Annotated in this window: 23 protein-coding genes and 6 pseudogenes; 6 read left to right on the forward strand and 23 right to left on the reverse strand. The window is 67.7% G+C overall.

Annotated elements, in window-relative coordinates; all coding sequences use genetic code 11:
• Window positions 1–415: 415 nt before the first annotated feature.
• Window positions 416–979: pseudogene (locus tag ACZ418_RS41715) on the forward strand (transposase); the annotation flags it as partial.
• Between the two features lie 25 nt (window positions 980–1,004).
• Here ACZ418_RS41715 and ACZ418_RS41720 read toward each other — a convergent pair.
• The 5 genes and pseudogenes from ACZ418_RS41720 to ACZ418_RS41740 form a co-directional block, all read right to left on the reverse strand.
• Window positions 1,005–1,544: a DUF4232 domain-containing protein gene (locus ACZ418_RS41720; RefSeq protein WP_468373794.1), complete on the reverse strand. Its 540-nt coding sequence runs from the start codon at window positions 1,542–1,544 to the stop codon at window positions 1,005–1,007.
• A gap of 522 nt (window positions 1,545–2,066) precedes the next feature.
• A pseudogene (locus tag ACZ418_RS41725) lies at window positions 2,067–2,189 on the reverse strand (IS701 family transposase); the annotation flags it as partial.
• Between the two features lie 400 nt (window positions 2,190–2,589).
• Window positions 2,590–2,919: a DHCW motif cupin fold protein gene (locus ACZ418_RS41730; RefSeq protein WP_468373797.1), complete on the reverse strand. Its 330-nt coding sequence runs from the start codon at window positions 2,917–2,919 to the stop codon at window positions 2,590–2,592.
• An 88-nt stretch (window positions 2,920–3,007) separates the two neighbouring features.
• Window positions 3,008–3,814 carry an MBL fold metallo-hydrolase gene (locus ACZ418_RS41735; RefSeq protein WP_468373800.1) on the reverse strand — a complete coding sequence of 269 codons (807 nt, stop codon included), beginning with the start codon at window positions 3,812–3,814 and terminating at the stop codon, window positions 3,008–3,010.
• 110 nt (window positions 3,815–3,924) lie between these two features.
• Window positions 3,925–4,995, reverse strand: coding sequence for a GlxA family transcriptional regulator (locus ACZ418_RS41740; RefSeq protein WP_468373933.1), 1,071 nt, complete (start codon window positions 4,993–4,995; stop codon window positions 3,925–3,927).
• Window positions 4,996–5,496: 501 nt separating this feature from the next.
• Here ACZ418_RS41740 and ACZ418_RS41745 point away from each other — a divergent pair.
• The gene (locus ACZ418_RS41745; RefSeq protein WP_468373803.1) at window positions 5,497–5,796 is read left to right on the forward strand and encodes an NIPSNAP family protein; all 300 of its coding nucleotides are present in this window, start codon (window positions 5,497–5,499) and stop codon (window positions 5,794–5,796) included.
• A gap of 600 nt (window positions 5,797–6,396) precedes the next feature.
• Here the strand turns inward: ACZ418_RS41745 and ACZ418_RS41750 are convergent.
• From ACZ418_RS41750 to ACZ418_RS41795, 10 genes and pseudogenes are all read right to left on the reverse strand, one after another.
• Window positions 6,397–6,726: a DHCW motif cupin fold protein gene (locus ACZ418_RS41750; protein WP_468373806.1), complete on the reverse strand. Its 330-nt coding sequence runs from the start codon at window positions 6,724–6,726 to the stop codon at window positions 6,397–6,399.
• The gene (locus ACZ418_RS41755) at window positions 6,726–7,334 is read right to left on the reverse strand and encodes a DUF2867 domain-containing protein (RefSeq protein WP_468373809.1); all 609 of its coding nucleotides are present in this window, start codon (window positions 7,332–7,334) and stop codon (window positions 6,726–6,728) included. Before ACZ418_RS41755 ends, ACZ418_RS41750 begins: the two co-directional genes overlap by 1 nt.
• 54 nt (window positions 7,335–7,388) lie before the next feature.
• Entirely contained in the window at window positions 7,389–7,889 is a 501-nt protein-coding gene (locus ACZ418_RS41760; protein ID WP_468373812.1) for a GNAT family N-acetyltransferase, read from the reverse strand.
• A 59-nt stretch (window positions 7,890–7,948) separates the two neighbouring features.
• Window positions 7,949–8,923 (reverse strand): NAD(P)-dependent alcohol dehydrogenase, encoded by a 975-nt coding sequence (locus ACZ418_RS41765; protein WP_468373817.1) that lies wholly within the window; start codon window positions 8,921–8,923, stop codon window positions 7,949–7,951.
• A complete protein-coding gene (locus tag ACZ418_RS41770; RefSeq protein ID WP_468373819.1) occupies window positions 8,920–9,171 on the reverse strand; it encodes a helix-turn-helix transcriptional regulator in 252 nt (83 codons plus the stop codon). Before ACZ418_RS41770 ends, ACZ418_RS41765 begins: the two co-directional genes overlap by 4 nt.
• Window positions 9,165–9,596, reverse strand: coding sequence for a hypothetical protein (locus ACZ418_RS41775; protein WP_468373822.1), 432 nt, complete (start codon window positions 9,594–9,596; stop codon window positions 9,165–9,167). The genes ACZ418_RS41770 and ACZ418_RS41775 overlap by 7 nt, the downstream gene beginning before the upstream one ends.
• A gap of 474 nt (window positions 9,597–10,070) precedes the next feature.
• The gene (locus ACZ418_RS41780) at window positions 10,071–10,976 is read right to left on the reverse strand and encodes a GlxA family transcriptional regulator (RefSeq protein WP_468373824.1); all 906 of its coding nucleotides are present in this window, start codon (window positions 10,974–10,976) and stop codon (window positions 10,071–10,073) included.
• Window positions 10,977–10,983: 7 nt separating this feature from the next.
• Window positions 10,984–11,592 carry a cysteine hydrolase family protein gene (locus ACZ418_RS41785; protein WP_468373827.1) on the reverse strand — a complete coding sequence of 203 codons (609 nt, stop codon included), beginning with the start codon at window positions 11,590–11,592 and terminating at the stop codon, window positions 10,984–10,986.
• A gap of 93 nt (window positions 11,593–11,685) precedes the next feature.
• Window positions 11,686–11,829 (reverse strand): annotated as a pseudogene (locus tag ACZ418_RS41790) (IS5 family transposase); the annotation flags it as partial.
• 10 nt (window positions 11,830–11,839) lie between these two features.
• Window positions 11,840–12,648 (reverse strand): IS5 family transposase gene (locus tag ACZ418_RS41795; protein WP_468373830.1). Its coding sequence is split into 2 segments (ribosomal slippage): window positions 11,840–12,298 and window positions 12,301–12,648, totalling 807 coding nucleotides; the frame shifts between segments, so codons are not numbered across the junction.
• Window positions 12,649–13,524: 876 nt separating this feature from the next.
• Between ACZ418_RS41795 and ACZ418_RS41800 the strand changes: the two are divergent.
• A pseudogene (locus ACZ418_RS41800) lies at window positions 13,525–13,931 on the forward strand (transposase); the annotation flags it as partial.
• A 104-nt stretch (window positions 13,932–14,035) separates the two neighbouring features.
• Here ACZ418_RS41800 and ACZ418_RS41805 read toward each other — a convergent pair.
• Together ACZ418_RS41805 and ACZ418_RS41810 are read right to left on the reverse strand one after the other, a co-directional pair.
• Window positions 14,036–14,284, reverse strand: a complete 249-nt coding sequence (locus ACZ418_RS41805) for a CHAT domain-containing protein (RefSeq protein WP_468373833.1) — start codon at window positions 14,282–14,284, stop codon at window positions 14,036–14,038.
• Window positions 14,285–14,307: 23 nt separating this feature from the next.
• Window positions 14,308–14,415, reverse strand: a pseudogene (locus ACZ418_RS41810) (IS481 family transposase); the annotation flags it as partial.
• 152 nt (window positions 14,416–14,567) lie between these two features.
• Here ACZ418_RS41810 and ACZ418_RS41815 point away from each other — a divergent pair.
• Window positions 14,568–14,981, forward strand: coding sequence for a VOC family protein (locus tag ACZ418_RS41815; RefSeq protein ID WP_468373836.1), 414 nt, complete (start codon window positions 14,568–14,570; stop codon window positions 14,979–14,981).
• 21 nt (window positions 14,982–15,002) lie between these two features.
• Here ACZ418_RS41815 and ACZ418_RS41820 read toward each other — a convergent pair.
• A protein-coding gene (locus ACZ418_RS41820) for an IS630 family transposase (protein WP_468373839.1) occupies window positions 15,003–15,985 on the reverse strand; the annotation gives its coding sequence in 2 pieces (ribosomal slippage) (window positions 15,003–15,796 and window positions 15,796–15,985; 984 coding nt in all).
• Window positions 15,986–16,291: 306 nt separating this feature from the next.
• Between ACZ418_RS41820 and ACZ418_RS41825 the strand changes: the two are divergent.
• Window positions 16,292–17,692: pseudogene (locus ACZ418_RS41825) on the forward strand (ISL3 family transposase); the annotation flags it as partial.
• A 29-nt stretch (window positions 17,693–17,721) separates the two neighbouring features.
• Here the strand turns inward: ACZ418_RS41825 and ACZ418_RS41830 are convergent.
• From ACZ418_RS41830 to ACZ418_RS41840, 3 genes are all read right to left on the reverse strand, one after another.
• On the reverse strand, window positions 17,722–18,264 hold the full coding sequence (locus ACZ418_RS41830; protein ID WP_468373841.1) for a DUF6368 family protein: 543 nt from the start codon (window positions 18,262–18,264) through the stop codon (window positions 17,722–17,724).
• A gap of 296 nt (window positions 18,265–18,560) precedes the next feature.
• Window positions 18,561–18,956, reverse strand: a complete 396-nt coding sequence (locus ACZ418_RS41835) for a hypothetical protein (protein WP_381952703.1) — start codon at window positions 18,954–18,956, stop codon at window positions 18,561–18,563.
• A 423-nt stretch (window positions 18,957–19,379) separates the two neighbouring features.
• Entirely contained in the window at window positions 19,380–20,345 is a 966-nt protein-coding gene (locus tag ACZ418_RS41840; protein ID WP_468373844.1) for an SDR family NAD(P)-dependent oxidoreductase, read from the reverse strand.
• 123 nt (window positions 20,346–20,468) lie between these two features.
• On the opposite strand from ACZ418_RS41840, the gene ACZ418_RS41845 reads away from it, so the two are divergent.
• Window positions 20,469–21,386 carry an AraC family transcriptional regulator gene (locus tag ACZ418_RS41845; protein ID WP_468373846.1) on the forward strand — a complete coding sequence of 306 codons (918 nt, stop codon included), beginning with the start codon at window positions 20,469–20,471 and terminating at the stop codon, window positions 21,384–21,386.
• A gap of 58 nt (window positions 21,387–21,444) precedes the next feature.
• Here the strand turns inward: ACZ418_RS41845 and ACZ418_RS41850 are convergent, their stop codons facing one another.
• Complete coding sequence (locus ACZ418_RS41850) at window positions 21,445–22,350, reverse strand: helix-turn-helix domain-containing protein (protein ID WP_468373849.1); 906 nt, start codon at window positions 22,348–22,350, stop codon at window positions 21,445–21,447.
• A gap of 55 nt (window positions 22,351–22,405) precedes the next feature.
• Complete coding sequence (locus ACZ418_RS41855; protein ID WP_468373852.1) at window positions 22,406–23,254, reverse strand: oxidoreductase; 849 nt, start codon at window positions 23,252–23,254, stop codon at window positions 22,406–22,408.
• Window positions 23,255–23,280 lie beyond the last annotated feature (26 nt).

The raw sequence follows: 23,280 nt of genomic DNA on the forward strand, positions 1-23,280 counted from the left end.
CGACGGACACCTCATACGGCGGTCGGTCCGACCCGTGCGCCGCCGCGATGTGATCGGCCATGGCCAGCAGATCGGGGATCCCGAACACCTCCGAGGCGAAGCAGCCGGGATACGCCAGCACACCCAGGCGCAGCGGTTTCATGGTTTCCTCCGACTCCCCCGCGGGGGAGAGGTGGGGTGGCGATATCGCCGCACTTTATGGCGATGCCGCCGCTTCTCGTGGGGATACCGTCTCACCACACTCCTCGTATGACAACGATACGAACGCGGCGCGACGACCCCTTGAACGATTTCTACCGGAGAGTTGTCAGCGTTGCCGACGTCAGCAAGACCGTGTATGCCGAAAGCCCGGTCATGTTCCCCTACGCCGTGCCCCTCCCCGGACCTTCGCACACTGCACCATGGGTCGACGCCGGAGGCGTATGACCGGGTGGTGGGGCTGGTCCTGGACCAGGTCGCCGTCGACTGCTGCATCACCAAGGCCCCTGGCGGTGGTGAGGTGGCGGGGCGGTCTCCGGTCGACAGGGCAAGCAGGGCCTGAAACGCTCCGCCATCGTGGACGGCTACGGCATCCCCCTCGGCCGTGTCCTGGCCGGGCCAACCGCCACGACTCACCACTCCTGGCGCCAACTCTGGATCTCCTGAGGAGCTTGGGCCGCTGCCTGACGAGATCACCGTCCACCTCGACGCTGGCTACGACTCGGACAAGTCCCGCACCCTGCTCGACGAGCGAGGGCTGCACGGCCGGATCGCCCACGAGGGGGCCAAGGCACCGCTCCAGGCCGCGCAGCGGTGGCATATCGAGCGCACCCACGCCTGGCAGAACGCCTTCCACCGGCTCGCCCGCTGCTACGAACGGCGGATCACCGTCATCGACGCCTTCTTCGACCTCGCCGACACCATCATCACGGTCCGTAGCCTGATCCGACGGGCCTGGACCACCCACCGTTGGGACACACGTCGTCAACGCCGACCATGACTGGTGACCTACCCGCGAAACTCCCTCAGCCGTGGAAGTCCTCGAACTTCACGTCCGGGGTGCAGACGTTGAAGGCTCCGGCGGAGCCGTCGGCCTTGGTGACCTTGACCGTGCGGGCGAAGTTCTTGGGAAGCGTGATCTGCACACGGGAGGCCTGGACGCCGCACACCTCGCGGGCGGACGCGCTGCCCTCGAAGTTGATGTCGGTGTAGAGCACATCGGCGGTGGCCGAGACGCCGGGCGCGAGTGTCACATCGTGGGTGCCGGTTGGGTGGTTGACGCTCTCGACGGGGTCGGACTTGCCCTGGTCGTCCTTGGCGGTCAGGGTGCCTCCATCGGCGATGACACAGGTGCCGCCCGAGGTGTTGGTGATCTTGATGGTGGCGACGGCACGCTCGGACTCGCTGGCGTGGCTTGCCGAGGCGGTGAACCGTACAGTTGTCATCTCGGTGGTACACGCGTCGACGCCACCGATGTCTGCGGGGTCGGTCCAGTCGCCGCACGCGGTAAGGCCGAGGCCCAGAATGAGTGCGGCGGCAATGACGGTGGCAGTGTTAAGGCGCATGAGCGGATGTCCCCGAGTTCGGGCCAAAGGCCGGTGAAATTACGTGAATTGTGCACCCCTGGCGCACGCCCCCGGTTCCCCCGCCGCGTGCCTTACCGAGGTGAGGTGACTCACCGGCGCCCAGGGGCCGGCCGCTCGGGCAGTAATGCCGCGAACTGTTCCCACAGTGGTTCGACCAGCCATGATGGCAGGACGGGCACAGGCCTCCTCGATGATCACACAGTGTCGGAACATCATGATCACCGAGACCGAAGCGACCCGGCCACCAGGGATCCCCAACGCCCCTATCGGCGCGGGTTCCCATTCGTGAAAAGCTGCGCTGGTTCTGCTGAAGATTCGGCCATCATCAAAGCGGCCCACCGTTGCCGGGAAGGGGACCGAGTGTGATCCTGATGCCCGAGATGCCCGGCATCAGCCCCGATGCTGCGCGGTTGGCACGCTGGATACGCGACGCCGGCTTCTGCGTGTACCTGCCCTCGGCTCTTCGTCGTCGACGGCGCCTACCCGACCACCGAGGCGGGCGAGGACGAGAGCGCCCTTGGTGGCGAAGTCGCGCTTGTCGGGCACTTGGGTGGCGGGGCACCGGTCGCGGTCGTCGGTCCAGGACCTGGGCAGGTACAGCTCCCGGTCGGCCAGGGCGCGGCCGGTGGCTGTCTACTCGGTCGGCATGACCATCCCCGACGCCATCCACCACGCCGCTCTATACGTTTCCGCGCCAGTCTGGACAGCGGCAGTCGAACCGGCGGGGAGATCCGCCATGGCGCCTGGGTGACCGAGTTCGGCGGTGACGTCCCTAAGGACTGGCCGAAGGGGATGCCGATGCCGACCGCCTGCGGCTGACCTGCTTCGCGACCAACACCGGCGTCCCCATCGCGCAACTTGAGCTGCAGCACCGCCAGCGGGCGCGGCCCGAGGGTCGCATCCGCGGACAGCTGATGGGGGAGCTTTTGTGCTTCAGCGTGTTGGCACAGCCGGTGTCCCGTGGGGCGGTGGGGAACGCGGGCCGGTCGTGCCTGCTCATAGCGTAGATACCCTAATCGCCACATCAGTCAACGAGGAACAGACGGGCGCCTTCTTGCGTGCTTGAGCGGTGTGGCTGCGTGTCGTTTCCGACCTGATAGCTGCCTCCGGCCTTGTTGGTGACGATTTTACCGTTTGCCAGTTCGGTGGTGAGTGTTCCTTCAAGGACCAGCAGGATGTGGCCCCGGCTGCACCAGTGATCGGCTACGTAGCCGGGGCTGTACTCCACCATCCGAACGCGCACGCCACCGAATTCGCGTGTGCGCCAGGTCGCGTTCCCCGAGTCGCCCGCATGCACCGAAGGGGTAACGTCTGACCAGTCAGTGATTCCGAAGGGTGTGTCAGCCAAATCCATTGTCCCGAGCTCCATTCGCCGGTAGTGGCATGCCACTCATGTCCGATCGCTCGATTCAGCGTCGGATGGACCCCAATAGCGCAAGGGCTTAAGCGGTCAGCGTGGGCCAGGCCAGCGGATGCGGCGTGCCTGGGACGAGCCATTGCAGCCGCTCGTCGAGGCCGGCGTCCGCGAAGGCGGCTGATATCGCCTCGGGCCGCTCGGCGAAGTGCTCCCAGGAGTCGTAGTGGATCGGAACGACGCTGCGCGCATCGAGGGAGCGGGCCAAAGCCACCGCCTCCTCGCTGTTCATCGAGAATCGGGTGTCGCCACCCACTTCAAAGTGGGCGTCGCCGAGATGGAGGAAGGCCGTGCCGATCCTGAACCGCCGACCGATCTCGTCGAGGGCGTCGTGGTAGACGGTATCGCCGGAGATGTAGATCGCGGCCTGCGCATCGGGGACTTCCAGCACGAACCCCACGGTGTCTCCCATGATCGGCTCGATGCCTTCCGGTCCGTGCCGTGAAGGAGTGGCGGTGACCTTGAGACGGGTGGCACCTTGCGTGACTTCGTGGCTCTGCCACGGCGCCAGCCCGACCGCGTTGCCGCCCAGTCGGGACGCACCAGAGACCGTGGTGATCACCGTGGTAGCGGTGGGGAGCAAGGCACGGCCGGCAAGATCGAGGTTGTCCTCGTGCTCGTCGTGGCTGAGCAGGACGAGATCGATCGCGGGCAGCTGGTCGGCTGTGAGTGCCGGACCTGCGGTGCTGCGCAACTTGTACGTACCACCGACCACGGGCACCTCGCCGATGTACTCGCTGCCGGAAGGGTCCAGCACGGGGTCGGTCAGGATCGTCAGCTCCCCGATAGTGAGCAAGACGGTCGCTGTTCCGACATGGGTAGTGGTGATCTTCATGATGTGGTGCTCCCGAGTGTGTTTGCGGTGATGGTTGGCCCGTCGGTTGCGGGCATGGCGAAGCTGACCTACGGGTGGTCGAGTGGTGTTGGGGGTCTGTGTCGCAGTTGTCAGAGGTACGGGCCGCGGCCGCTCGTTCCGGCGTGCTTGGCCGCTTCGCCGGTGATGGAGACTGAGGAGGGTGTGCGTCCGGCAGCGCGTGTGCGGAAACGGCACCGGTACTCGGCCGGAGTGGTCCCCAGCTGGCGGCGGAAGGCTCTGTGCAGTGTCTCCACCGAGCCGAGACCGCAGGCGGCGGCGACGTCGTCGAGGGCTCGGTCCGTCTCCTCAAGCAACCGGCGGGCGACTTCGATTCGGGCGGCCTCCACGTAGGCGGCAGGGGTGCGACCGTACTCGGCCCGGAATACGCGGGAGAAATGCCGGACACTGAGGTTGACCCGGTCGGCAAGGACGTCCACGGACAAGTCCTCGCGAATGTTGTCGGCGATCCAGGTGCACAGCTCCCCGAGCTCGTCGCGTGAGGGTTCCTGCAGCGACAGCGGTACGCTGAACTGACTTTGCCCACCGGGCCGCTTGAGGTACATCACGAGCAACCGCGCGACCTGCAACGCGACCTTGTCACCGTGGTCATCGGCGACCAATGCGAGTGCCAGATCCATCCCGGCGCAGCCTCCGGCGCACGTCCACACCCGGCCTTCCCTGATGAAAATCGGATCGGGGTCGACATCAATACGCGGGTGGTCGGCGGCGAGCCGGGGCGCCGTGTACCAATGGGTGGCCACGGTGAGTCCGTCCAGCAGCCCGGCGGCAGCGAGAATGTGGGCGCCTGCGCATACGGACGCTATTCGCCGCATCCGGGGTGCCGTCTCGGCGACCCAGTCGACCAGGGCAGGGTCGACCACCGGCTCCAGTCCTGCGGTCCCGAACTCGATGGCGCCCGGCACCATCAGTGTGTCCGCTCCCCGCCCCGCCTGGGCGAGGTCAACGTCGGCGACCAGCTGAACACCACTGGCGGTACGCACCGGCCCCGGCCGCTCCGCCGCGAGCTGCACCTCGTAGCCGCGCGCACCGGATCTTTCGACGAGCTGGGAGGCAACGGAGAAGACCTCAACCGGTCCGGTCACGTCGAGCAACTCGACGCCAGGGAAGAGGGTCACCATGATCCTGCGGGGCGCGTGCATGACGCCATCGTCGGCGCTGGAGTGCGTGTCTGCAAGGACGGGGTTCTGGCACTTTCGGCCATCGAAAGGAGAGCGGTGGGACGCAGCGGCCCATCGGACAGCCGTGACAGTGCCCGCCTGAGCACCGGCGTCGATTCGACAGAGCTGTGCGATGTACCCGGCCGTCCCCATGCGCTCATGCCGTTGAATTATGTGCGATTCTGATCGGGTCCGCTTTGACGTTGATGGCATGGGCACCGCTGGCCTTTGGCTTTGGCTACGCCACACCAGGCGCACCGCAGCGCGGTAACGGTGTGCCCGGGACGTGTCCTGGCCTTTAGGGGCCGCAAATACAGCCTGTTCGAACCCCCAAGCGACGTGGGTCGAGAACCCGCCTCGCTGGGCTCGGCGTCGCAGTCGGCCTGATAGCCGTCACTGCGGTCACTACCGCTGCCGCCTGGGGGGAGACGACACACGCTTGCGGGGGCGAATCTGGGCGCCACTCAGGCATCATGTCGTCGCATGATCACCATTCACGTCAAGTACGAGATCGATCCGGACCACATCGAGGACTTCGAGGAATACGGCCGTCGGTGGGTGGCCCTCGTCGACCGGTTCGGGGGCACGCATCACGGCTACTTCCTGCCCAGCGAGGGCGACAGCGACATCGCGTACGCCCTCTTCTCCTTCCCCAGCCTTGCGGCATATGAGCAGTACCGCACTGACAGCGCGCATGATCTCGAGTGTCAGGACACGATCGAGCTGGCTCGGCGGACGGGATGCATCCGCCGGTACGAGCGTCGCTTCCTGCGGCCGCTCTAGGTTCTGCGATGGCCGTGTCGGTCACAACCACTCGTTGATGGCCGCTACGAGGACGGTCGCCTCGTAGTGGGCCGCGGACCGCGAGCCTGATGCCCTATTGGATGTCGCCTCATGGGTCAGAGGGCAGCTCCGGCAGCACTCCTTCTTCGCCGCCTGGAAGCACTCCTCGCTCCCCCACCAGGTGCCGGCGACGCGCACCTGGTCATCCACGCCGGCGTCCGGGGGTGCGTAGCCGAGGTAGTGGCCCGATCTCGTCCGACTTGTGCACGCTGCGTCGCGCTGGCGCCCACCGCTTCCGCACCGGCGTCCAGCCCTGTAGTCGAAGGGCGCGCAGCCCGATCGCCTTGGCGAGAGCGCCCTTGGTGGCGACTCGCGTTCGTCGGGCACTTTGGCGGCGCGGCACCGGTCGCGGTCGTCGGTCCAGGACCTGGATAGGTAGAGCTCCCGGCCGACCGGGGCGCGGCCGATACATCAACCTCAGCGGACAGCTGACGGGGAGCTTTTATGCTTCAGCGTGTTGGCACAGCCGGTGCCCCGTGGGGCGGCGGGGAACGCGGGCCGGTCGTGCCTGCTCATAGCGTAGATACCCTAATCGCCACATCAGTCAACGAGGAACAGACGGGCGCCTTCTTGCGTGCTTGAGCGGTGTGGCTGCGTGTCGTTTCCGACCTGATAGCTGGCGCCGGCCTTGATGGTGACGATTTCACCGTTTGCCAGTTCGGTGGTGAGTGTTCCCTCAAGGACCAGCAGGATGTGGCCCCGACTGCACCAGTGATCGGCCACGTAGCCGGGGCTGTACTCCACCATGCGAACGCGCACGGCACCGAATTCACGTGTGCGCCAGGTCGCGCTCCCCGAGTCACCCGCATGCACCGAAGGGGTGACATCTGACCAGTCAGTGATTCCGAAGGGTGTGTCAGCCAAGTCCATTATCCCGCGCTCCTTTCGTCGGTAGTCGCCTGCCACGTGCGTCCCATTGCTCGAAGCAGCGCCGGATACACCGCCAGGTACCGGAAGGGCTTGATAGCGGCCAGGTATGCGGTGCCGAACAGCCCGTTCGGCTTCACCAGGATGGCCATCTGGCCGCGGTAGCCACCGGCCTCGTCCGGGACCCAGCCGATGTGCATCACGGCGTGCACGGTCCGGTTCGCCGTCTCGGCCGCCCACTCGTCGTGCAGTTGGTAGAGGGAGGTGAACGGATCCGAACGGACATCGGGCCCCCGCGGACCCTCGCGGAGGTCCGCCGGCAACCGGTCGCGCAGCGTCGGCACCCGGGTGCCGATGCCGGAGTCGGCTTTGTCCCAGCCGAGCAGCCTCCCGAGCTTCCAGCGAACCGCGAAGAGCAGGCGGTACACGAGGGAGGGGGAGGATGTGGTGGCCCCGTCTCTCGGCCCGTTCGCGATCTGGCGGACCAGGTGCGGGAAGTCGTGGGGACCGCCCGGTGTCGGCAGCACCCAGACATCCTCGACGCGAAAGTCACCGGCGATCTCGTGGATCCGCCAAGGGCGGGACGTGTGCGCCGTTGTGGGGAGTCTCATCAGTTGGCTTCTATCTATACGTTGCTGCATAGTGTGGCGAATTGTGATTGCGCATCAGAGCGCCAACTTCCTGTAGAAGCACACCCGGTCGTGCCCAGGACCGTCGTAGTCACTGTGCAGGGGCAGACCATCGACCTCTCGGTCCCCACTTTCGAGGGTGAATCCCATAGCGCGGTGAAAGGCGATGGAGCCAGTGTTTCCCGGCGAGGTGATCGCGCGCACCTCTGTGCGGCCGGCTTCGGCGGCTTGCTGGAAGAAGGTCGTGTACAGATGCCGAGCAGTCCCCTGCCCACGAAGCTTGGGATCCACTCCTACGAAGTGGATGTACGCCTCTTCGTCGTTGTCTGCGGCGTGAAAACCAATGAGGAAAGCCCTGATGCCGGCTTCGTCCTCCAGGACCAGGCTGGTGGTGGAGAAAAACTGCAAGAACAGCTTGGGGAGCAGCAGTGATAGCTCGCGGGCCTGCGCGGGGGTACGTGAGTCCCCCCACCACTGCTGCACACATGCGACGATCGTGCCGTGGTCGGAGACGCGGGCCTGTCGCAACATTGGCATGTCGTTCCCTCTCGGAGTCATGGCGTTGGCCGGGCACCCACTTTGAGCGAAACTCACCGTCAGACGCTGACGGCTATTTTCCCGCGTGCGCGGCCGCTCCTCAGGTGGCCGATGGCCTCGGGGACGTCGGCCAGCGGGTAGGTCCGGTCGATGACGGGGGTCATCGCGCCCGCCTCGATGAGCTCCGCGAGGAGCCGCAGGTCGTCGTGGCTCTGCGTGGAGAAGAAGCCGCGGAGGCGCTGGCCGGTGAACGGGGACAGCAGCAGTGCTCGCAGGAGCCGGCCCATGCCGCCGAACCACTTCCCGCCGTCCTCACCGCCGACCAGGACCAGCGTCCCGCCGGGGCTGAGGACGCGGCGGAGCCGGGCCAGGGGGCGGTTGCCGGCGATGTCGAGGACGAGATCGTAGCGGCGGGTGCCGTCGGTGGGGTCCTGACGCGAGTAGTCGATCACCTCGTCGGCGCCGAGGGAGCGGACCAGCTCCGCTGTGGCGTCGCTGCAGACACCGGTGACATGGCCGGCCCCGAGGGCCTTGGCCAGTTGCACCGCGAAGGTGCCCACGCCGCCCCCGGCGCCGATGACGAGGACACTCTGTCCGGACCGCAGTCGCCCGACATCGCGCAGCGCCTGGAGGGCGGTGCAGCCGGAAATCGGGACGACGGCCGCCTGCTCGAAGCCGGCGTTGCCGGGCTTGCGGGCGAGCCTGTCCTGCTTGGCGCAGGCGTACTCGGCGAACGATCCGTCGCAGGTGCCGTACACCTCGTCGCCCGGCTGGAAGCGGGTGATGTCCGGGCCGACGGCCTTGACCCGTCCGGCGACATCCATGCCCCGGACGCGTACCTTGGGCGCCCGCAGCCCGAAACCGAGGGCGCGCAGCAGATACGGCTGGCCCGTGGTGAGGTGCCAGACGCCCGGGTCGACGGATGCCGCCCGGACCTGGATGAGCACCTCGCCGCTACCGGGCTGCGGCTGTGCGATCTCTTCGAGACGCAGGTCCTCGGGCGGTCCGTAGGCGTCTTGGACGATGGCCTTCACTTGTTCTCTCCCTCGATTTCGCCGGTTTCATCGGTTCCGGGGTACTGGAAAGCCTCTTCGAGCGGGACGCCGAACACTCGGGCGATCTGGAAGGCCATCTCCAGGGTGGGCGAGTAGCGGCCCTGTTCGATGGCGATGACGGTCTGGCGGGTCACGCCGATGCGGCGGGCGAGTTCGGCCTGGGTCATCTCGCCGTGGGCGAAGCGCAGCGCTCGGATCGCATTGGTGACCCTGGTCGGCCTCACCACGGGTGGAAGCCCAGCCGGTAGGCGACGATCTTCGCCGCGGAGGACAGGATCGCCGACAGGACGAACGCCAGGTAGATGGCGTTGGCGATCCAGAACTGATCGGCGCGGACCATCGCGAGGACGAGTCCGGCCACGCCGCCGATCACGATGAACGACTGCCCGATGTACATGCCGAAGCGGTGGATCTCCCGGTCGCGCTGGTCCTTGGTGTTCGCGCCCTCGGGAGACGCGATCGCCACCGTGATGTTCAGCGCGATCTGCGTGACGATCGCCGCACCGACGGTCCACAGCAGCGGGGACGCATAGGACGTCTGCGCCAGCGGCGCCGCTCCTTCGTGCCGCCCGAGGACGACGCCCAGGTACGCCGCGTATGACGCGACCGTGACCAGGACCATGATCCAGGCACGTTTCTCTTCGAATGCCACTGCCGCTCCCGATGTAAAGAAAGCTTGACACGGGCAGTGTCAAACAGCCGCGACATGATGTCAAGTTTTCTGTACATCGCAGGGTGGCGGCAGCGGTTGGGCCGTCAAGCGCTGACCAACCCGGCCTCCACCCATCGCCACTGAGGGTGCCTTCGAGCCGGGCTGGAAGCCGGGATCGTCGATGGCCGCTGCCGCACCGCCGACTCCGCGCAACGCCCGTCGCAGCCGGGCGGCGGGAGACCGGTCAGGCAGATGGACGCCGGGCCCTGCTGGTCCGCACGGAGGGGGACGCGCCCTGACCGACCAGATGCACCGCCGCCGCTCGGCGTTCACGGCGGCGTGGCCCGCGCCCGACCGGGCCCTGTTCGCCCGCCCTTTGACATCCTTCGTCGAAGCCCTCGGCACCCTGCCGAACCGAGAGACCTGGAACTCGCCCGCCGGCCCCGGCACACAGCACCGGCCCAACCCGGGGGCTCAGCCGCGGGATCTGAGTCGCCGGAGCATTCGCGCGTCCTGGAAGCCGACCGAGCGGGCCGCCGATTCGACCGTCGCACCCTGGCCGATGAGGTGCTCGGCGCGCTCGACGCGGAGGAGTTGCTGGTAGCGCAACGGGGTCAGGCCCGTCGACTCCGTGAAGTGGCGAGTCAGTGTGCGTTCGCTGACGCCGACGGCAGAGGCGAGATCGGCCAGGCCCAGCTGCTCGGCGAAGTGGGAGTCGATCAGGTCCTGGACGCGGTGGACCACGTCGTTCACGTGCGCGCGGTGCCGCAGCATCGCGCTCACCTGCTGATCGTCGCCGTTGCGCCGGGCGTAGACGACCATCTGGCGGGCCACGCGCGCGGCGGCGGCCGGGCCATGGCGGACAGCGACCAGATGGAGAGCCACGTCGATGCCGCTCGCGATGCCCGCCGAGGTCACCACGCGATCGTCAACCACGTACAGAACGTCCCGTACAACGCTCGCCCGGGGATACCGCCGGGCGAGCTCGTCCTGCACATCGTGGTGAGTGGTGCAGCGCCGACCGTCGAGCAACCCCGCCCGGCCGAGGGCGTCCGCCCCCACGCAGACACTGGCGACGATGCCGCCGGACGCGTGATGATCCGCGAGCCACCGCAGCGCGGCCGGGCCGATCGGCCCACCGCCTCCGAGCCGCACCCCTCGCCAGCCGGGAACGATCAGCAGATCGTCAGGAGCGGGCTCCGGCAGGCTCACCTCCGCCCTCACCGTCACGCCCTGCGCGGTGGGAACGTCCTCCCGCTCGGCCACATAGCCCACCTCGTACCCGTAGCCGAAACCAGCCGCCGTGGAGAAGACCTGGGCGGGCCCGGCGAGATCCAGGAGATGCAGCTGCGGGACGAGAAGGAAGACGACACGGGTCACGATCCGGTCAGCCCCTTCCGCCGCTCGTGGCCGCCTTGCCGGTCAGTTCGTCGACACTAGCGATGGTCGCGAAGCGGCCCGCCAGCGCGTACTCGGTGCGTGCGATGATCTGGTCCGTGGGGAGGGTGAGCGGATCGGAGAGGATCTCCGCGAGGGAGCGCCCGGCGGGGGCGTTCCAATGCTCGATCGGATGGGTCGCCGTCGCGTCCGTGACGAACGTGACCCGGTACCCGAAGTCGGAAGCAACCCGGGCGGTCGTCTCGCAGCACTGCTCGGTGCGGATGCCGCACACGACCACCTCGCGGATGCCGCGCTCGGTCAGCAACTGCTGCAAGTTGGTCGTGGTGAAGACGTTGCGCGAGGTCTTGGTGACCACCGGCTCACCATCGGCCGGGACGAGGCCGTCGATCAGGTGGACGTGGCCGAGGGCCGGGTCGAACGCCGTTCCGCTGCCCGGCTGGGAGTGCAGCACCCATATCACCAGGTCGCCCTTGGACCGGGCGGCTTCGACCAGGCGGCCCACCTGCGCCGCGACACCGGGGTCGGACACGGCCGCCCAGTTCGGCAGCTGCCGGAACGACTCCTGGACATCAATGACGATCAGTGCTCTGTTCATGCCCCGATCCTCGCCGTCGCCATGGCTCACGCAGAAGGCACCATCATGCCCCGATGCGGACCGATCCGGTCACGAGGGGCGCCGGGCCGCGGATTAGGAGATGGTGGCTTCGCCGGTGAGGCGACGGGCCATCAGGTCGGTCATGGCGAGGTGGATCATGGCTTCGGACCGGGCCGGGAGGGTTTCGTAGTCGCGCGCCAGGCGGCGGTGGAACATCAGCCACCCGTAGGTCCGCTTAGACGTCGTTTCAGTTGGTGAGTCGGCGGTAGCTGATGAGGGCTGCGGCGATGCCGACGAAGGCCAGGAAGTGTTCGGCCTTGCGCTCGTAGCGGCGGTGGAGGCGTCGGCAGCCGGCGAGCCAGGACACGGTCCTCTCGACGACCCAGCGGTGGCGGCCCAGCCGCTGCGAGGACTCGATGCCTTTGCGGGCGATGCGGTGGCGGATGCCTCTCTTGCGTAACCATCGACGCAGGTGGTCGTAGTCGTAGCCCTTGTCGGCGTGGAGCTTGGCCGGTCGTCGGCGGCGTGGGCCGCGCCGGGAGCGGATCGGTGGGATGCCGCGTACTAGCGGTTTCAGGCCGAGGCTGTCGTGCATGTTGGCGCCGGAGATGCCCAGCGACAGGGGTAGACCGTTCCGGTCCGTGATCAGGTGGATCTTCGATCCGTTCTTGCCGCGGTCGGTCGGATTCGGTCCGGTCAGTGGCCCCCTTTTGCGGCCCTGAGGCTGACGGAGTCGATGGCGCACCGCGACCAGTCCAACTCCCCTCGGGCGCCGAGCTCGTCCAGGAGAGTTCGGTGCAGCCGGGCCCAGACCCGGTCCTGGCTCCACCGGGCGAAGCGCCGGTAGACCGTCGGCCAGGCCGGGCCGAACACCGGGGGCAACTGCCGCCAGGTGCACCCCGAGGTGGCTACGAAGATGATCGCCGCCAGGCATTCGCGGTCACCCGCCCGCCGTCGGCCGCCGCCTTGCGGACGTATGACCTCCGTCGGCGGAACCACCCGCCGGAACAGCGTCCATAACTCATCCGGCACCAACCGCTCGATCAGATCCGTCATGCACGGCTCAACGAACGATCACACCAAAGGAAACGGCGTCTAGAGGGCGCATTCAACTCTGGCCAGTTCTCGGGCTCGTGAACCTATTGGTGACCTTGTGTGATCTCCGGTGGCATGCCAGCTCCACGTTCCTCCGGCTGGGTGGCCAGCTTCGTGGCGGTGGCAGTGCCCGCGGTGTGGGTGAGGTAACGGCAGGCAGATGATTTCCGTGCTTGGATGCTCCTTGAGCCAGGCCGCGAGCGTCTCTGAAGTGCGGTCGGGCAGTACGTCCACGACCGGCCGGCTTCGACGTCGACCAGCACGGTGCCGTAGGTGCAGCCCTTGCGGAAGGCGAACTCGTCCACTCCGAGCACCCGCCGAGCACGGTCCGGCAGTGCCGGCGCCTTCAGCAACTTGAGCAGGCGGGTCCGGCTTGCGGCCAGCCGCAGACAGTGGCGCAGTCGCGCGGCCGGACGGGCCGCCGAATTCCACCGCGATCGACCGCAGCCAACCATCAGCCCGACGCTCGAGCGGCGGTATCGCTCGGTCAGCCCGCCAACCTGCTCAATGAACGTCTTTCGAGAGCAACTCGTGCGGTCGCAGAAGAACCGCCGAACCCGGAGCCGGACTATCACCCGGCGAAGGCTGTCGAGAAGGGCCTAACGGCCGCTCGTCGAGAGTGCGTTGGTACGTACTGTGTACGCGTCTCGCCTGCTTGCGGCAGTCCGGGCACCGGCCCGGACGAGCAATGGACACCGCTCCCACTACCAGCGTGTCGGAGGAGTCGCTGACGCGCTCCACTCGCACATCGATCCCGGAGAACAGCACCTCCTCGATCGCCTTGCTCGCCACGGCAGCAAACACCCTGCCGAAACGATCCTTCGTTCCCACCCATGACCTGGGCAGGCGCTGGTCGACGCCGGGTACTGCTCGGAGGCGAACCTGGAAGCCGCCAAGAATCGCCAACTGTCCTGCGGCACCGACACGTTCATGGCGACCGGCCGGCTCAAGCACGACGAGCAGGTCCCGCCCGCACCGCGCGGACGCATCCCCAAGGACGCCACCTTGAAGGAGCGGATGCCCGCAAGCTGCGGACCAAGCCCGGCAAGGCCGCCTACAGCCGCCGCAAGGCCATCGTCGAACCCGTCTTCGGCCAGATCATGACCTGTCAGAACGGCCGCCGACTCCTCCTGCGGGGCGGGAACGGGGCACGGGGCGAGTGGCGGCTGCTGGCTGCCTGCCACAACCTCCGCAAGATTTTCCGACACGCCGGAACGGCAGGGCTCACCGCACTGACCAGGTGACCGGCCCGGCAGGTCGGGACCCCGGGCCCGCCGCCCGACCGGGCGACCGCAATCAAGCACCCCGATCACGACCGACCGGCCAATTGTCTGTTATTCCTAGCAGTTCACGCCCCCACGAAGACGAAACCGGCCCAGTGCACGGGATGGGTGAAGACCTTGCGGCCCGGCTCCAGCCGGATGAGTGTGCGTCGCAGGCCGCGCGCCGTCGCGGGCGGCAGACCGTTGGGCGCGTCTGGCGCGAAGTAGTCGGCCTTCTCCTTATTGGTGGTGTCACGGAGCCAGCGCTGGGCCGCGTGGAGCGCCGAGGCGGGTGAGCGGCTGTTGGTCTTCCATTCGGCGTAGAAGCGCAACATGAGGAGAGAGGTCGACAGATCGGGGAGATGCCCATCTCTGCGGCGACGTGGGCGACGGGACGGCCGGAGCGGCCACGTTCGACGAGCAGTCGCCTGCCGTGAACGGTCAGCCGGGCATTACGGTGGGACACGAAGGCCTCCATGCGATGAAGATTCGACACCTCCACCACACACGGGGGCCTTCGCCACGATCAAGACCGGCCAGCGTCAACAACGCTCGTGATCAATACAACTAGGGCCCGTCTCAAGTCCGGTTCATTTGATCTTGTGGCAAGATCGCGGGATGCTACGACTAACCGACTTCATCATCGATTGCCCGGACACGATGAAGCTGGCAGCCTTCTACTCTGAGGTGATGGGGCTCCCGGTCAAGGAGGGCAGTAACGAGAACTGGGCCGGTATCCAGTTCGGCGAGGTCGAACTGGCCTTCATCCAGGTGGAGGACTACCGCGCCCCGCAGTGGCCCGACAGCGAGCACCCCAAACAGTTCCACCTCGACTTCGAGGTCGACGACATCGAGGCCGAACAGCGCCGCATCCTGGCCCTCGGCGCGACCCTGCAGCGGGACTGCATCGGCCCCGACGGCTACGGCTTCCGCGTCTACGCCGACCCCGTCGGCCACCCCTTCTGTCTCTGCCGCAACAAGGGTGTCATCTGGACCGATCAGGGCCTCATCTGGCCCAAGCGCGACTACTGAGGTTTTCGGTTCGGGGTGACGTCATGGCCGGGCTGGGATCAGGCCGGTCTCGGCGATGAAGCCGTCGAGCAAGCCGGGCTGGTACTGCATCCGTTTCAGGCGGGTGCGGGCCAGTGCGGCCAGCTCGTCGAGGCTGCACGGGGCGAGGTTGCCCAGACCGTTCTTCAGATGCCCCCACACGCCCTCGGCCGGGTTCATGTCGGGCGTGTACGAAGGGAAGCGGAAGACGGTCAGCCACCGCCGGGCCTCGATCAGCTCACGCATCGCGGCGTCGACGTGATGGGTGTAGTTGTCCCACACCAGCACGACAGGCCCATCAAGCTGCTGGTGAGCCGCATCCAGCAACGCGGCGAAGTCCTTCTCCCTAAATCCTTTCCGTTCGCCCTTGCGGCCGTGGTGCACCAGCATCCGGAAGATGAGCCGGGTGCGCCGGCCCGGCCTGCGGCACACCAGGCCAGCCAGGGAGATACGTCCCGAGCCCCCGGCCCGGACAGTGACGCGGGGCGTGTGGCCGCGCCGGGACCAGGTCCGTGCCTTCGGCGGCCGCAGCACCTGGCCCGACTCATCCGCGAAGCACAGCCACGCGTCCTGGTCCCTCACCGTCTCGCGCGGCCAGGTCTCCTTGATCCAGGTGGCCACCGCGTCTTCGTCGCGTTCGGCGGCCCGGCGCTGCGGGACCTGCACCGTGAAGCCCATCTGGCGCAGGATGCGCCAGGTCTGCGCGGGGCTGAAGCGGACATGGAAGAACTCCGCGGCCAGCCACTCCCGCCAGTCCGGTGCCATCCGCGACGGCCGCCCCGACGCTCCCTTGGACCCAATCCCTCAACGCCACTCTCCCGCCAGCGGGTATACCAGGCATAAGCGGACTTCCGGGAGACCCGCAATCGCCTCGCGACCTGCGGCGGCGTCACACCTTGCGCAAATAACTCGGCAGCCTCGAACCGCACTTGCTCCCGCTGAGCTCGCTTCTTCGCGGTCAGACCGCCCCCATCGGGATACCGCATCACACCGGGATACACCCACCAGCTAGATCACCATCACCCTAGGCAGAAAACCTCAGTAGCTGAAGTCGCCCGAAAATGAGCCGTGGTCAGAGCAGTTGGGATGACAGTTCGGGGCCGTGGAAAAGATCATGCTCCGGTTGAAGGAGTTGTTGTTCCCGTCGATCGCGGACGCTGTGGCGCTGTCGGTGAACGTGAGCATCGCGATAGTGCAGGTCGAGGCGAAGTGCACTGGGAACGGTGCCGCTTGCCCGGCGTGCGGGGTCTGGACGAACCGGATCCATGGTTCCTACCTGCGGTTTCCCGCTGATGTGCCCAGCGCCGGGACGAAGTGTTGTTCTTCAACTGAAGGTCCGCCGGTTCGCCTGCGGGAACTCGCGGTGCACCCGCCGCACCTTCGTCGAGCAGATACCCGGCCTCACCTGTCGGCACGGTCAGCGGACCGAGCGGCTGCGCGCGATGCTGGCTGCGGTCGGTCTCGCCTTGGCGGGCCGTGCCGGCGTCCGGTTGAGCTCCGTGCTCGGCGTCTCCGTCAGCCGGAGCACCGTCCTGCGCTTGGTCGACGCCCTTCCCGAACCAAAAGTGCCCGCCCCGCGTGTGGTCGGCGTTGACGAGTACGCCACCCGCAAGGGCCGCCACCACGGCACCGTTCTCGTCGACGTCGAAACCCGCCGCCCTGTCGACCTGCTGCCCGACCGGGAGGCATCGAGCCTGGCGGCCTGGCTCGCCGATCGGCCAGGCGTCGAGGTCGTGTGCCGGGACCGGGCGCCGTTCTTCGCTGAGGGCGCCACCGCCGGTGCGCCGCAGGCCGTCCAGGTCGCGGACCGGTGGCATCTCTGGCACAACCTGAGCGAGGCCACCGAGCGGAGCGTCGCCCAGCACCGTCGCTGCCTCCGCGCTCTGATCCCCACGGTCCCGGAGCCCGGACCCGAGGCTGTTCCGGCCGCGGACTCGTCCGGTTCTCCTTGGCCGCGGGGGCACCGATTCACCGATCGAACCCGGGCCCGGCATGCAGCCGTCCACGCACTGCTGACGGCGGGACACAGCCGGCGCTCCGTCCAGCGGCAGCTCGGGATGACCTACCGCACCGTCAAGCAGTTCGCCGACGCCGCAACGCCGGAGGAGCTGTTCACCGGGCAGTGGCAGAACCGGCCCTCCGTCCTCGACGACTACAAGCCCTAACCTGGACGACCGCTGGAGCGAGGGCTGCACCAACGCCTGGAAGCTGTGGGAGGAGATCGTGCCACTTGGCTACAAGGGCAGCTACCAGCGCGTCGCGCCTACCTGCACGACAAGCGCACGTCACCGCAGCCAGTGACCGCCAGGCCGCCTTCGCCTCGGAGCGTCGCCGGATGGATCCTCCGCCGTCCGGACACCCTCACCGAGACCGAGCAACTCCAGCTCAAGGCCGTTCGGACGCACTGCTCCGAACTCGACGCCCTCACGGGGCACGTCCGCTCCTTCGCGACCATGCTCACCGAGTGCCAAGGCGAGCGCCCGCCCGACTGGCTCGACGCCGTCCGGCAGGACGACCTGCCCAGCCTCCACACCCTCGCCGCAGGTATCGATCGTGACCGCGACGCCGTCATCGCCGGCTTGACCCTGCCCTGGAACTCGGGCGTCGTGGAAGGGCACGTCAACCGGATCAAGATGCTCAAGCGCCAGATGTTCGGCCGCGTGGGCTTCAGGCTCTTACGCAAGCGGGTACTACTCGCCTGAGCCGGCTGGCCGTGTTCCGGCTACTTCAGCAGCTGGAAGCTGGGCTGCTGAGCCCAGGCTCTGAGGAACTCCGCCGAACCGTAAGCGGTGGGCCATGGATCGTTCACCATTGCGATGACGCCGGGGAGGCCGACCACGATGGGCACCTGGTCCTCCCTTAGTTCGGCGTTGACAACGCCGCCGATCACGTCCATGACGGCGGCCGTCAGAAGGGCCGTGGCGACGTGGTCGAGCGGACTGTTGCAGAAGGCTATGACGTCGGCGGCGTGGGTCGGGGTGAAGCCGATGAGAGGCTGCTGATCGCCTTCGTCGGCGTGCTCGGCATGAAAGATCGACTCGTCGCCGATGCCGGGCCCCATGAGGGAGACCATTATGGGCCTCCGCGGGTCGACGCCGCCGGTGTCCGAGATGCCGAGGCTCTCCGTGTGCACGTTCAGGTCGTACTTGCCGACCCGCTTCTCCTCAAACCGTGCCGAGGAGCGAACCAGAAGTTCGCGGAGCCGCTCGATCGCCGCGCCGGGCACAGCCTCCGCCAACTCGATCACCAAAACCGGTCCGCTCATGGGTCGGAGCCTAACCAGCCGGGACCGTCCTCCCCACCTCATTACTCAGCGTGCACGCGTCACAAAAGTTGTGCCAGATCCTGAGAACGGACAGCAGATGTTCACGGCTACGGGAGGCGTCAGAGCGCACCGAAGATTCGAACGCGGCTCGAGTTTCGACCCGAGAGGCGGCCACCGGGGCTTGGCAGGCGGTGTGCGGCGGCCCTGCCGACATTCGTCCGAACGTAGTCGCGACGTTCCCGCCAATTAGTGTGCGGCGGCGACTGTGTCAGAGTCGCACAGGCAGCCTGGACGGCTCAGTGGTCGCCCATGGGCGGGGGCACGAGGCGTGGCAGTGGCTGATGCCAGTCTCCCAGCCTCGTGAGGAGAAACTGGCGAGCGAGAGAACGAATGTCGTCCCACGCCGAATCTGTGGCCAGGGCGTTGTCCCAGGGGCCGACGCGGCGGGTGGCATCGATCTCGCCGATGCGACGGCCGATGGCCCGAAGATGACGCTGATCCTCAGGCTCGAAGGCTCCGCGCTCCGCGAGCCCTTCGGACACGCGGCACATGAGCTCCACCTCTTCAACGACGTCCTTCGTCTCCAGCTCACGCTCGCCCAGCCAGGCAAGTTGATCTTGGGTGTCGGCCGCTAGGAGAGCCGTAACGCGCAGCGTCCAGGTGCGCAGGTTCGCGTCGCCGAGATGGTTCATGCATGCATGATCGCACCCAGCTCCCGCAATCGTGTTCGAGGGCACGGAGGGCGGCAACGGCCTGCGTGGCGGTCGCGGAGGGTTGAAGTGGAATTACTACTGATGCAATCGAACAGTGCCAGACGGCGGCGCCTCCCATAGTCGTGAACATCTGCTGTCCGTTCGCTCTCATGAACACAGCCACACTGTCCATCGACGTGCTCTGCAGTCTCTTTCCGGGCCCCGATGGCAAGTACCTCATGGGCATCCCCCATCATCTGCTGGATGCCCTGGACCTGGGGGTACACGTACTGGTCGTCGCGCACCGGCACGGCGTCCTCGGCTGCCGCGACCGTGGCGATGCGGTTCAGCAGTCCCACGGCCTCCGGGTCGGCTGGTCGAGGCATCGGGGGGATGCACGCCGAAGGCCAAGGGCGACGGGCTTCACCGGATGGCGTCGGTCGCGTACTCCCAGAGCCGGTCCGCTGCCTGCGGGTCGAGGGCGTGAGCGGCCACGCCCCCGGGCTGCTCTTCGCCGCCGTCGACGACGCGAGCCTCCTGGTTGTCCTCGAAGTATCGGCCGGTCACACCGTCCAGGAGTGGTGACGCGGCCAGCAGCACGGAGGTCGCGGCTCCCTGGGCGGGAGTCTTGTAGTGCGGTAGCGGGGTCAGGTTTCCCTCGCCGTCCATCACACCGAACGCACGCATGGTGTCGTCGTCGAGGTGGCGCTGGAGGTTGGTGAGGATGTACCCGGGGTTGAGCGCGTTGACCATGATTCCGTCGTCGGCCCAGCGCCGGGCACCGCCCGCCGTGAAGAGGACCTCGGCGGACTTGGACTGCCCGTAAGCCGCCCAAGGCTCGTACGCACGCTGTTCGAAGTGGGGGTCGTCGAAGTCGAAGGGAGCCATGCGATGTGCGCCGGAGCTGACGACCACGATGCGGGCGGCGCCTGCCTGAGACAGAGGGGCGTGCAGCGCGGTGGCAAGGGCGAAGTGCCCGAGGAAGTTGGTGGCGAGTTGCATCTCCCAGCCGCGCGCGGTGACGGTTCGGGTGGGAAGCGCCATGATCCCGGCGTTGGCGACGAGGATGTCGAGCGGCCCTCGCCATGCCCGCGCGAAGGAGTCGACCGATGCCGGATCCGACAGGTCGAGCGCCTCGACCCGCACCGTGCCCGCGCCATGGACGGCGGAGAGTTCGCGGATGAGCGGCTCGGCGGTCGCCGGCCGGCGAGTGGCGATCGTGACCTCCGCGCCGGCGGTGGCCAGTGACCGAACGGTCTCGGTGCCGATGCCGGATGCACCGCCGGTGACCACGGCGCGGCGGCCGGTGAGATTCACGCCGTCGATCACCTCGGCAGCGGTGGCGCGGGAGTCGAAGGGTGTGGTGGCCGGACGGGGGCTGGCGTTCACAGAGAGCCTTTCACGAGGGGGATCGCGGTCACGAATCCCGAATCCCGACCCTACGGGCCCATCCCTGGACGATCTATCATCGAACATCCGCCAGGCTTTAGCCATCGTCCGAGGGAGGCGTCCGTGGATCCTCTGGAGGATGTGCTGGCCCTGTTGGAGACACGCAGTCACCTGTCCACGAGTCTGGTGGCGGGCGGATCATGGGCCGTGCGGTTCGACGCGCCGTCCGGAGTGAAGTTCAACGCCGTACGACGCGGTCGCTGCCTGCTCGAGGTCGACGGTGTCGATGAGGCGATCCCGCTGGCGGCCGGTGACTGTTACCTCCTGACCCGAGCGCGGGGCTTCACTCTCGGTAGCGGCTCAGAAGCGACTCCGGTCAGCGCCGGCCCCGTGTTCTCCCGGGCCGAGCGCGGTGTCGCAAGAGTCGGCCACGGCGACGACGTGCTGCTCATCGGCGGCCGCTTCTCCTTCGGCGCCAGAGCGCACGAGCTTTTGCTCGACTCCCTGCCGCCGGTCATCCATGTGCCTGCCGGAACCAGTCAGGCGGAGGCCGTGGAGTGGGCGCTGGCCGCGATCGACCGGGAGTTGCGGCACCGACCGCCGGCCTCGACGCTGATGGCGGAGCATCTCGCCGTTGTCATGCTGATCCATGTCCTGCGTCTGCACCTCGCGCGCGAGCCGCGGGCGGTGTCCGGGTGGCTTGCCGGTCTGGCCGATCCCGCGGTGGCCGCGGCCTTGCGCGCCATGCACGAGACTCCGGCGCACTCCTGGACGGTGGCCGACTTGGCGCGCATCGGTGCGGTGTCCCGATCGACTCTCGCCGCGCGCTTCAAGGACACGGTCGGTCAGGGGCCGCTTGAGTATCTGACGCGATGGCGCATCGAACTCGCGTCCCGGGATCTGCGGGGTGGTACCGAGACGGTGGCCTCCATCGCCCGATCCGTGGGGTACGGATCCGAAAGCGCGCTGAGCGTTGCTTTCAAGAGGATCACGGGGATGTCGCCCGGCGACTACCGCAGGCAGGTCGCTCGCGGCCGCTGACGCGGCGGAAAGCGCCCCCCGAGACAGACTCGGGGGGGCGCTCAGCGGACGGGGTAGCTCAGCCCCGTCGCTTCGCCTCGTCAGCGGGTTCTCCCGTGGACGAGGCCGCCTCGTCCGGTCGGGCGGGCAGCTCGGTGGCGGCCCAGCCCGCAAGGAAGGTGAGGGCCTGCTCGCTGGGCGAGTGCGGTTCCGCCGTGTAGACGAGCAGGCTCTGCTCCGCGGCGCCTCGTACGTCCAGCACCTGGAAGTCCAGGCTCAGTTCCCCGGCGACCGGGTGGACGAACTCCTTGCGGCCCTGCCGCTGGGACCGCACCTTGTGGTCGGACCACCACCGGCGGAAGTCGGGGTCCTTCATAGACAGTTCCCCGACGAGCCGGGCGAGTTCGGGATCGTTCGGGTAGCGGCCGGCGTCCATGCGGAGGTAGGCGACACACTCCTGGGCGACCTGCTCCCAGTTCGCGTACAGCCCCCGGACCTCGGGGTCGAGGAAGGTGAGCCATATGTGGTTGCGTCGCTTGGCCGGCAGTCTGGAGTAGTCGGTGAACAGCGCGGAACTCAAGCTGTTCCACGCAAGGATGTCCATGCGGCGGCCGAGCACCAGTGCCGGCACGTTCACCATGCTGTCCAGGAGGACCTGAGTCGCCTGTGACAGCCGCGGGTTTCTCGCCGAGGTCGGCTTCGCCCCGCCGGAGAGGCCGGCTTCGGCCGCGCACCGCAGCAGGTACTCCTCCTCGTCGGGGCGCAGCTCCAGGGCTCTCGCCAGGGCGTACAGGATGGCGGGCGAGGCGGACTTCACGCGGCCCTGTTCCAGCCGCACGATGTAGTCCACGCTGACGCCCGCCAGCGAGGCGAGTTCCTCGCGCCGCAGTCCGGGCACCCGGCGGTGCCCTGTCGTGGTCAGCCCCAACTGCTCGGCACTGACGCGGGCGCGGCACGCGCGCAGGAATTCGCCGAGTTCGGTCACGGCAGCCTCCTTCTCGTATGAGGACTCGTCCGACCCATGCGTGTCACGCTGCGGGTCAGACGGCGCCCTTCACATCGTCATGGTCCGTGGACAGGGCCAGCTCGCGCCAGGCGTCGGTCTCCTCCCGGAGGTGAGCGATCTTGCGGTCCATCTCCGCCACGCAGTCGCTGCCGAGCTGCGCGCGCTGCGGCGGGTTCGCGGCGTCGGCGAGGGTGAGGATGGCCGTGGCCCCCTTGACGGGGTCACCGGGCTGGGCGTGGTTGAGGCCCGGGACGGCCTCGCGCACGGCACCCGCGGTCCCGGCGTAGTCGGAGATGACCTGGCCCTCCGTGTGCAGGCTGGTGGCGTCGAGGAAGTCGGTGCGGAAGTATCCCGGCTCGACGATCGTGACCTGGATCCCCAGCGGTGCCAGTTCGTCACGCATGGCCTCCGAGAGGCCCTCCACGGCGAACTTGGTGGAGCAGTAGACGCCGAAGCCCGCCGCGCTGCGGAAGCCTCCGATGGAGCTCAGGTTGAGGATGCGGCCCGACCGCTGCCGGCGCATGACCGGCAGCACCGCGCGGGTGACGTTGGCCAGACCGAAGACGTTGGTGTCGTAGACAGAGCGGAACGCGGCATCGGTGGTCTCCTCCACGGCGCCCAGAACACCGCGTCCCGCGTTGTTGACCAGGACATCGATCCCGCCGAACTTCTGCACGGCTTCCTCGACAACCGCACGGGCCTGTGTCTCGTCGGTGACGTCCAGGGCGACCGCGAGCAGGTTGTCCCCGTACTGGGCGAGCGCGTCCTGAACGCCCTTGGGGCTGCGGGCCGTCGCCACGACCTTGTCACCGCGCTCCAGCGCCTGACGGGCGATCTCCAGCCCGAAACCGCGGGACGCACCAGTGATGAACCAAGTGGCCATGCCACTGCCTTTCGTTCGTTTGATTT

It is taken from the genome of Streptomyces sp. NPDC030820, assembly GCF_055572075.1.

Excerpts from the sequence above, each read along its gene's own strand:
- ACZ418_RS41755 (WP_468373809.1), bottom strand. The coding sequence starts at position 7,334 with ATGAGACTCCCCACAACGGCGCACACGTCCCGCCCTTGGCGGATCCAC.
- ACZ418_RS41745 (WP_468373803.1), top strand. The coding sequence starts at position 5,497 with ATGATCACCATTCACGTCAAGTACGAGATCGATCCGGACCACATCGAG.
- ACZ418_RS41735 (WP_468373800.1), bottom strand. The coding sequence starts at position 3,814 with ATGAAGATCACCACTACCCATGTCGGAACAGCGACCGTCTTGCTCACT.
- ACZ418_RS41835 (WP_381952703.1), bottom strand. The coding sequence starts at position 18,956 with ATGAACCATCTCGGCGACGCGAACCTGCGCACCTGGACGCTGCGCGTT.
- ACZ418_RS41855 (WP_468373852.1), bottom strand. The coding sequence starts at position 23,254 with ATGGCCACTTGGTTCATCACTGGTGCGTCCCGCGGTTTCGGGCTGGAG.
- ACZ418_RS41760 (WP_468373812.1), bottom strand. The coding sequence starts at position 7,889 with ATGCCAATGTTGCGACAGGCCCGCGTCTCCGACCACGGCACGATCGTC.
- ACZ418_RS41785 (WP_468373827.1), bottom strand. The coding sequence starts at position 11,592 with ATGAACAGAGCACTGATCGTCATTGATGTCCAGGAGTCGTTCCGGCAG.
- ACZ418_RS41750 (WP_468373806.1), bottom strand. The coding sequence starts at position 6,726 with ATGGACTTGGCTGACACACCCTTCGGAATCACTGACTGGTCAGATGTC.
- ACZ418_RS41815 (WP_468373836.1), top strand. The coding sequence starts at position 14,568 with ATGCTACGACTAACCGACTTCATCATCGATTGCCCGGACACGATGAAG.
- ACZ418_RS41805 (WP_468373833.1), bottom strand. The coding sequence starts at position 14,284 with ATGTTGCGCTTCTACGCCGAATGGAAGACCAACAGCCGCTCACCCGCC.
- ACZ418_RS41740 (WP_468373933.1), bottom strand. The coding sequence starts at position 4,995 with ATGCACGCGCCCCGCAGGATCATGGTGACCCTCTTCCCTGGCGTCGAG.
- ACZ418_RS41730 (WP_468373797.1), bottom strand. The coding sequence starts at position 2,919 with ATGGATTTGGCTGACACACCCTTCGGAATCACTGACTGGTCAGACGTT.
- ACZ418_RS41720 (WP_468373794.1), bottom strand. The coding sequence starts at position 1,544 with ATGCGCCTTAACACTGCCACCGTCATTGCCGCCGCACTCATTCTGGGC.
- ACZ418_RS41830 (WP_468373841.1), bottom strand. The coding sequence starts at position 18,264 with ATGAGCGGACCGGTTTTGGTGATCGAGTTGGCGGAGGCTGTGCCCGGC.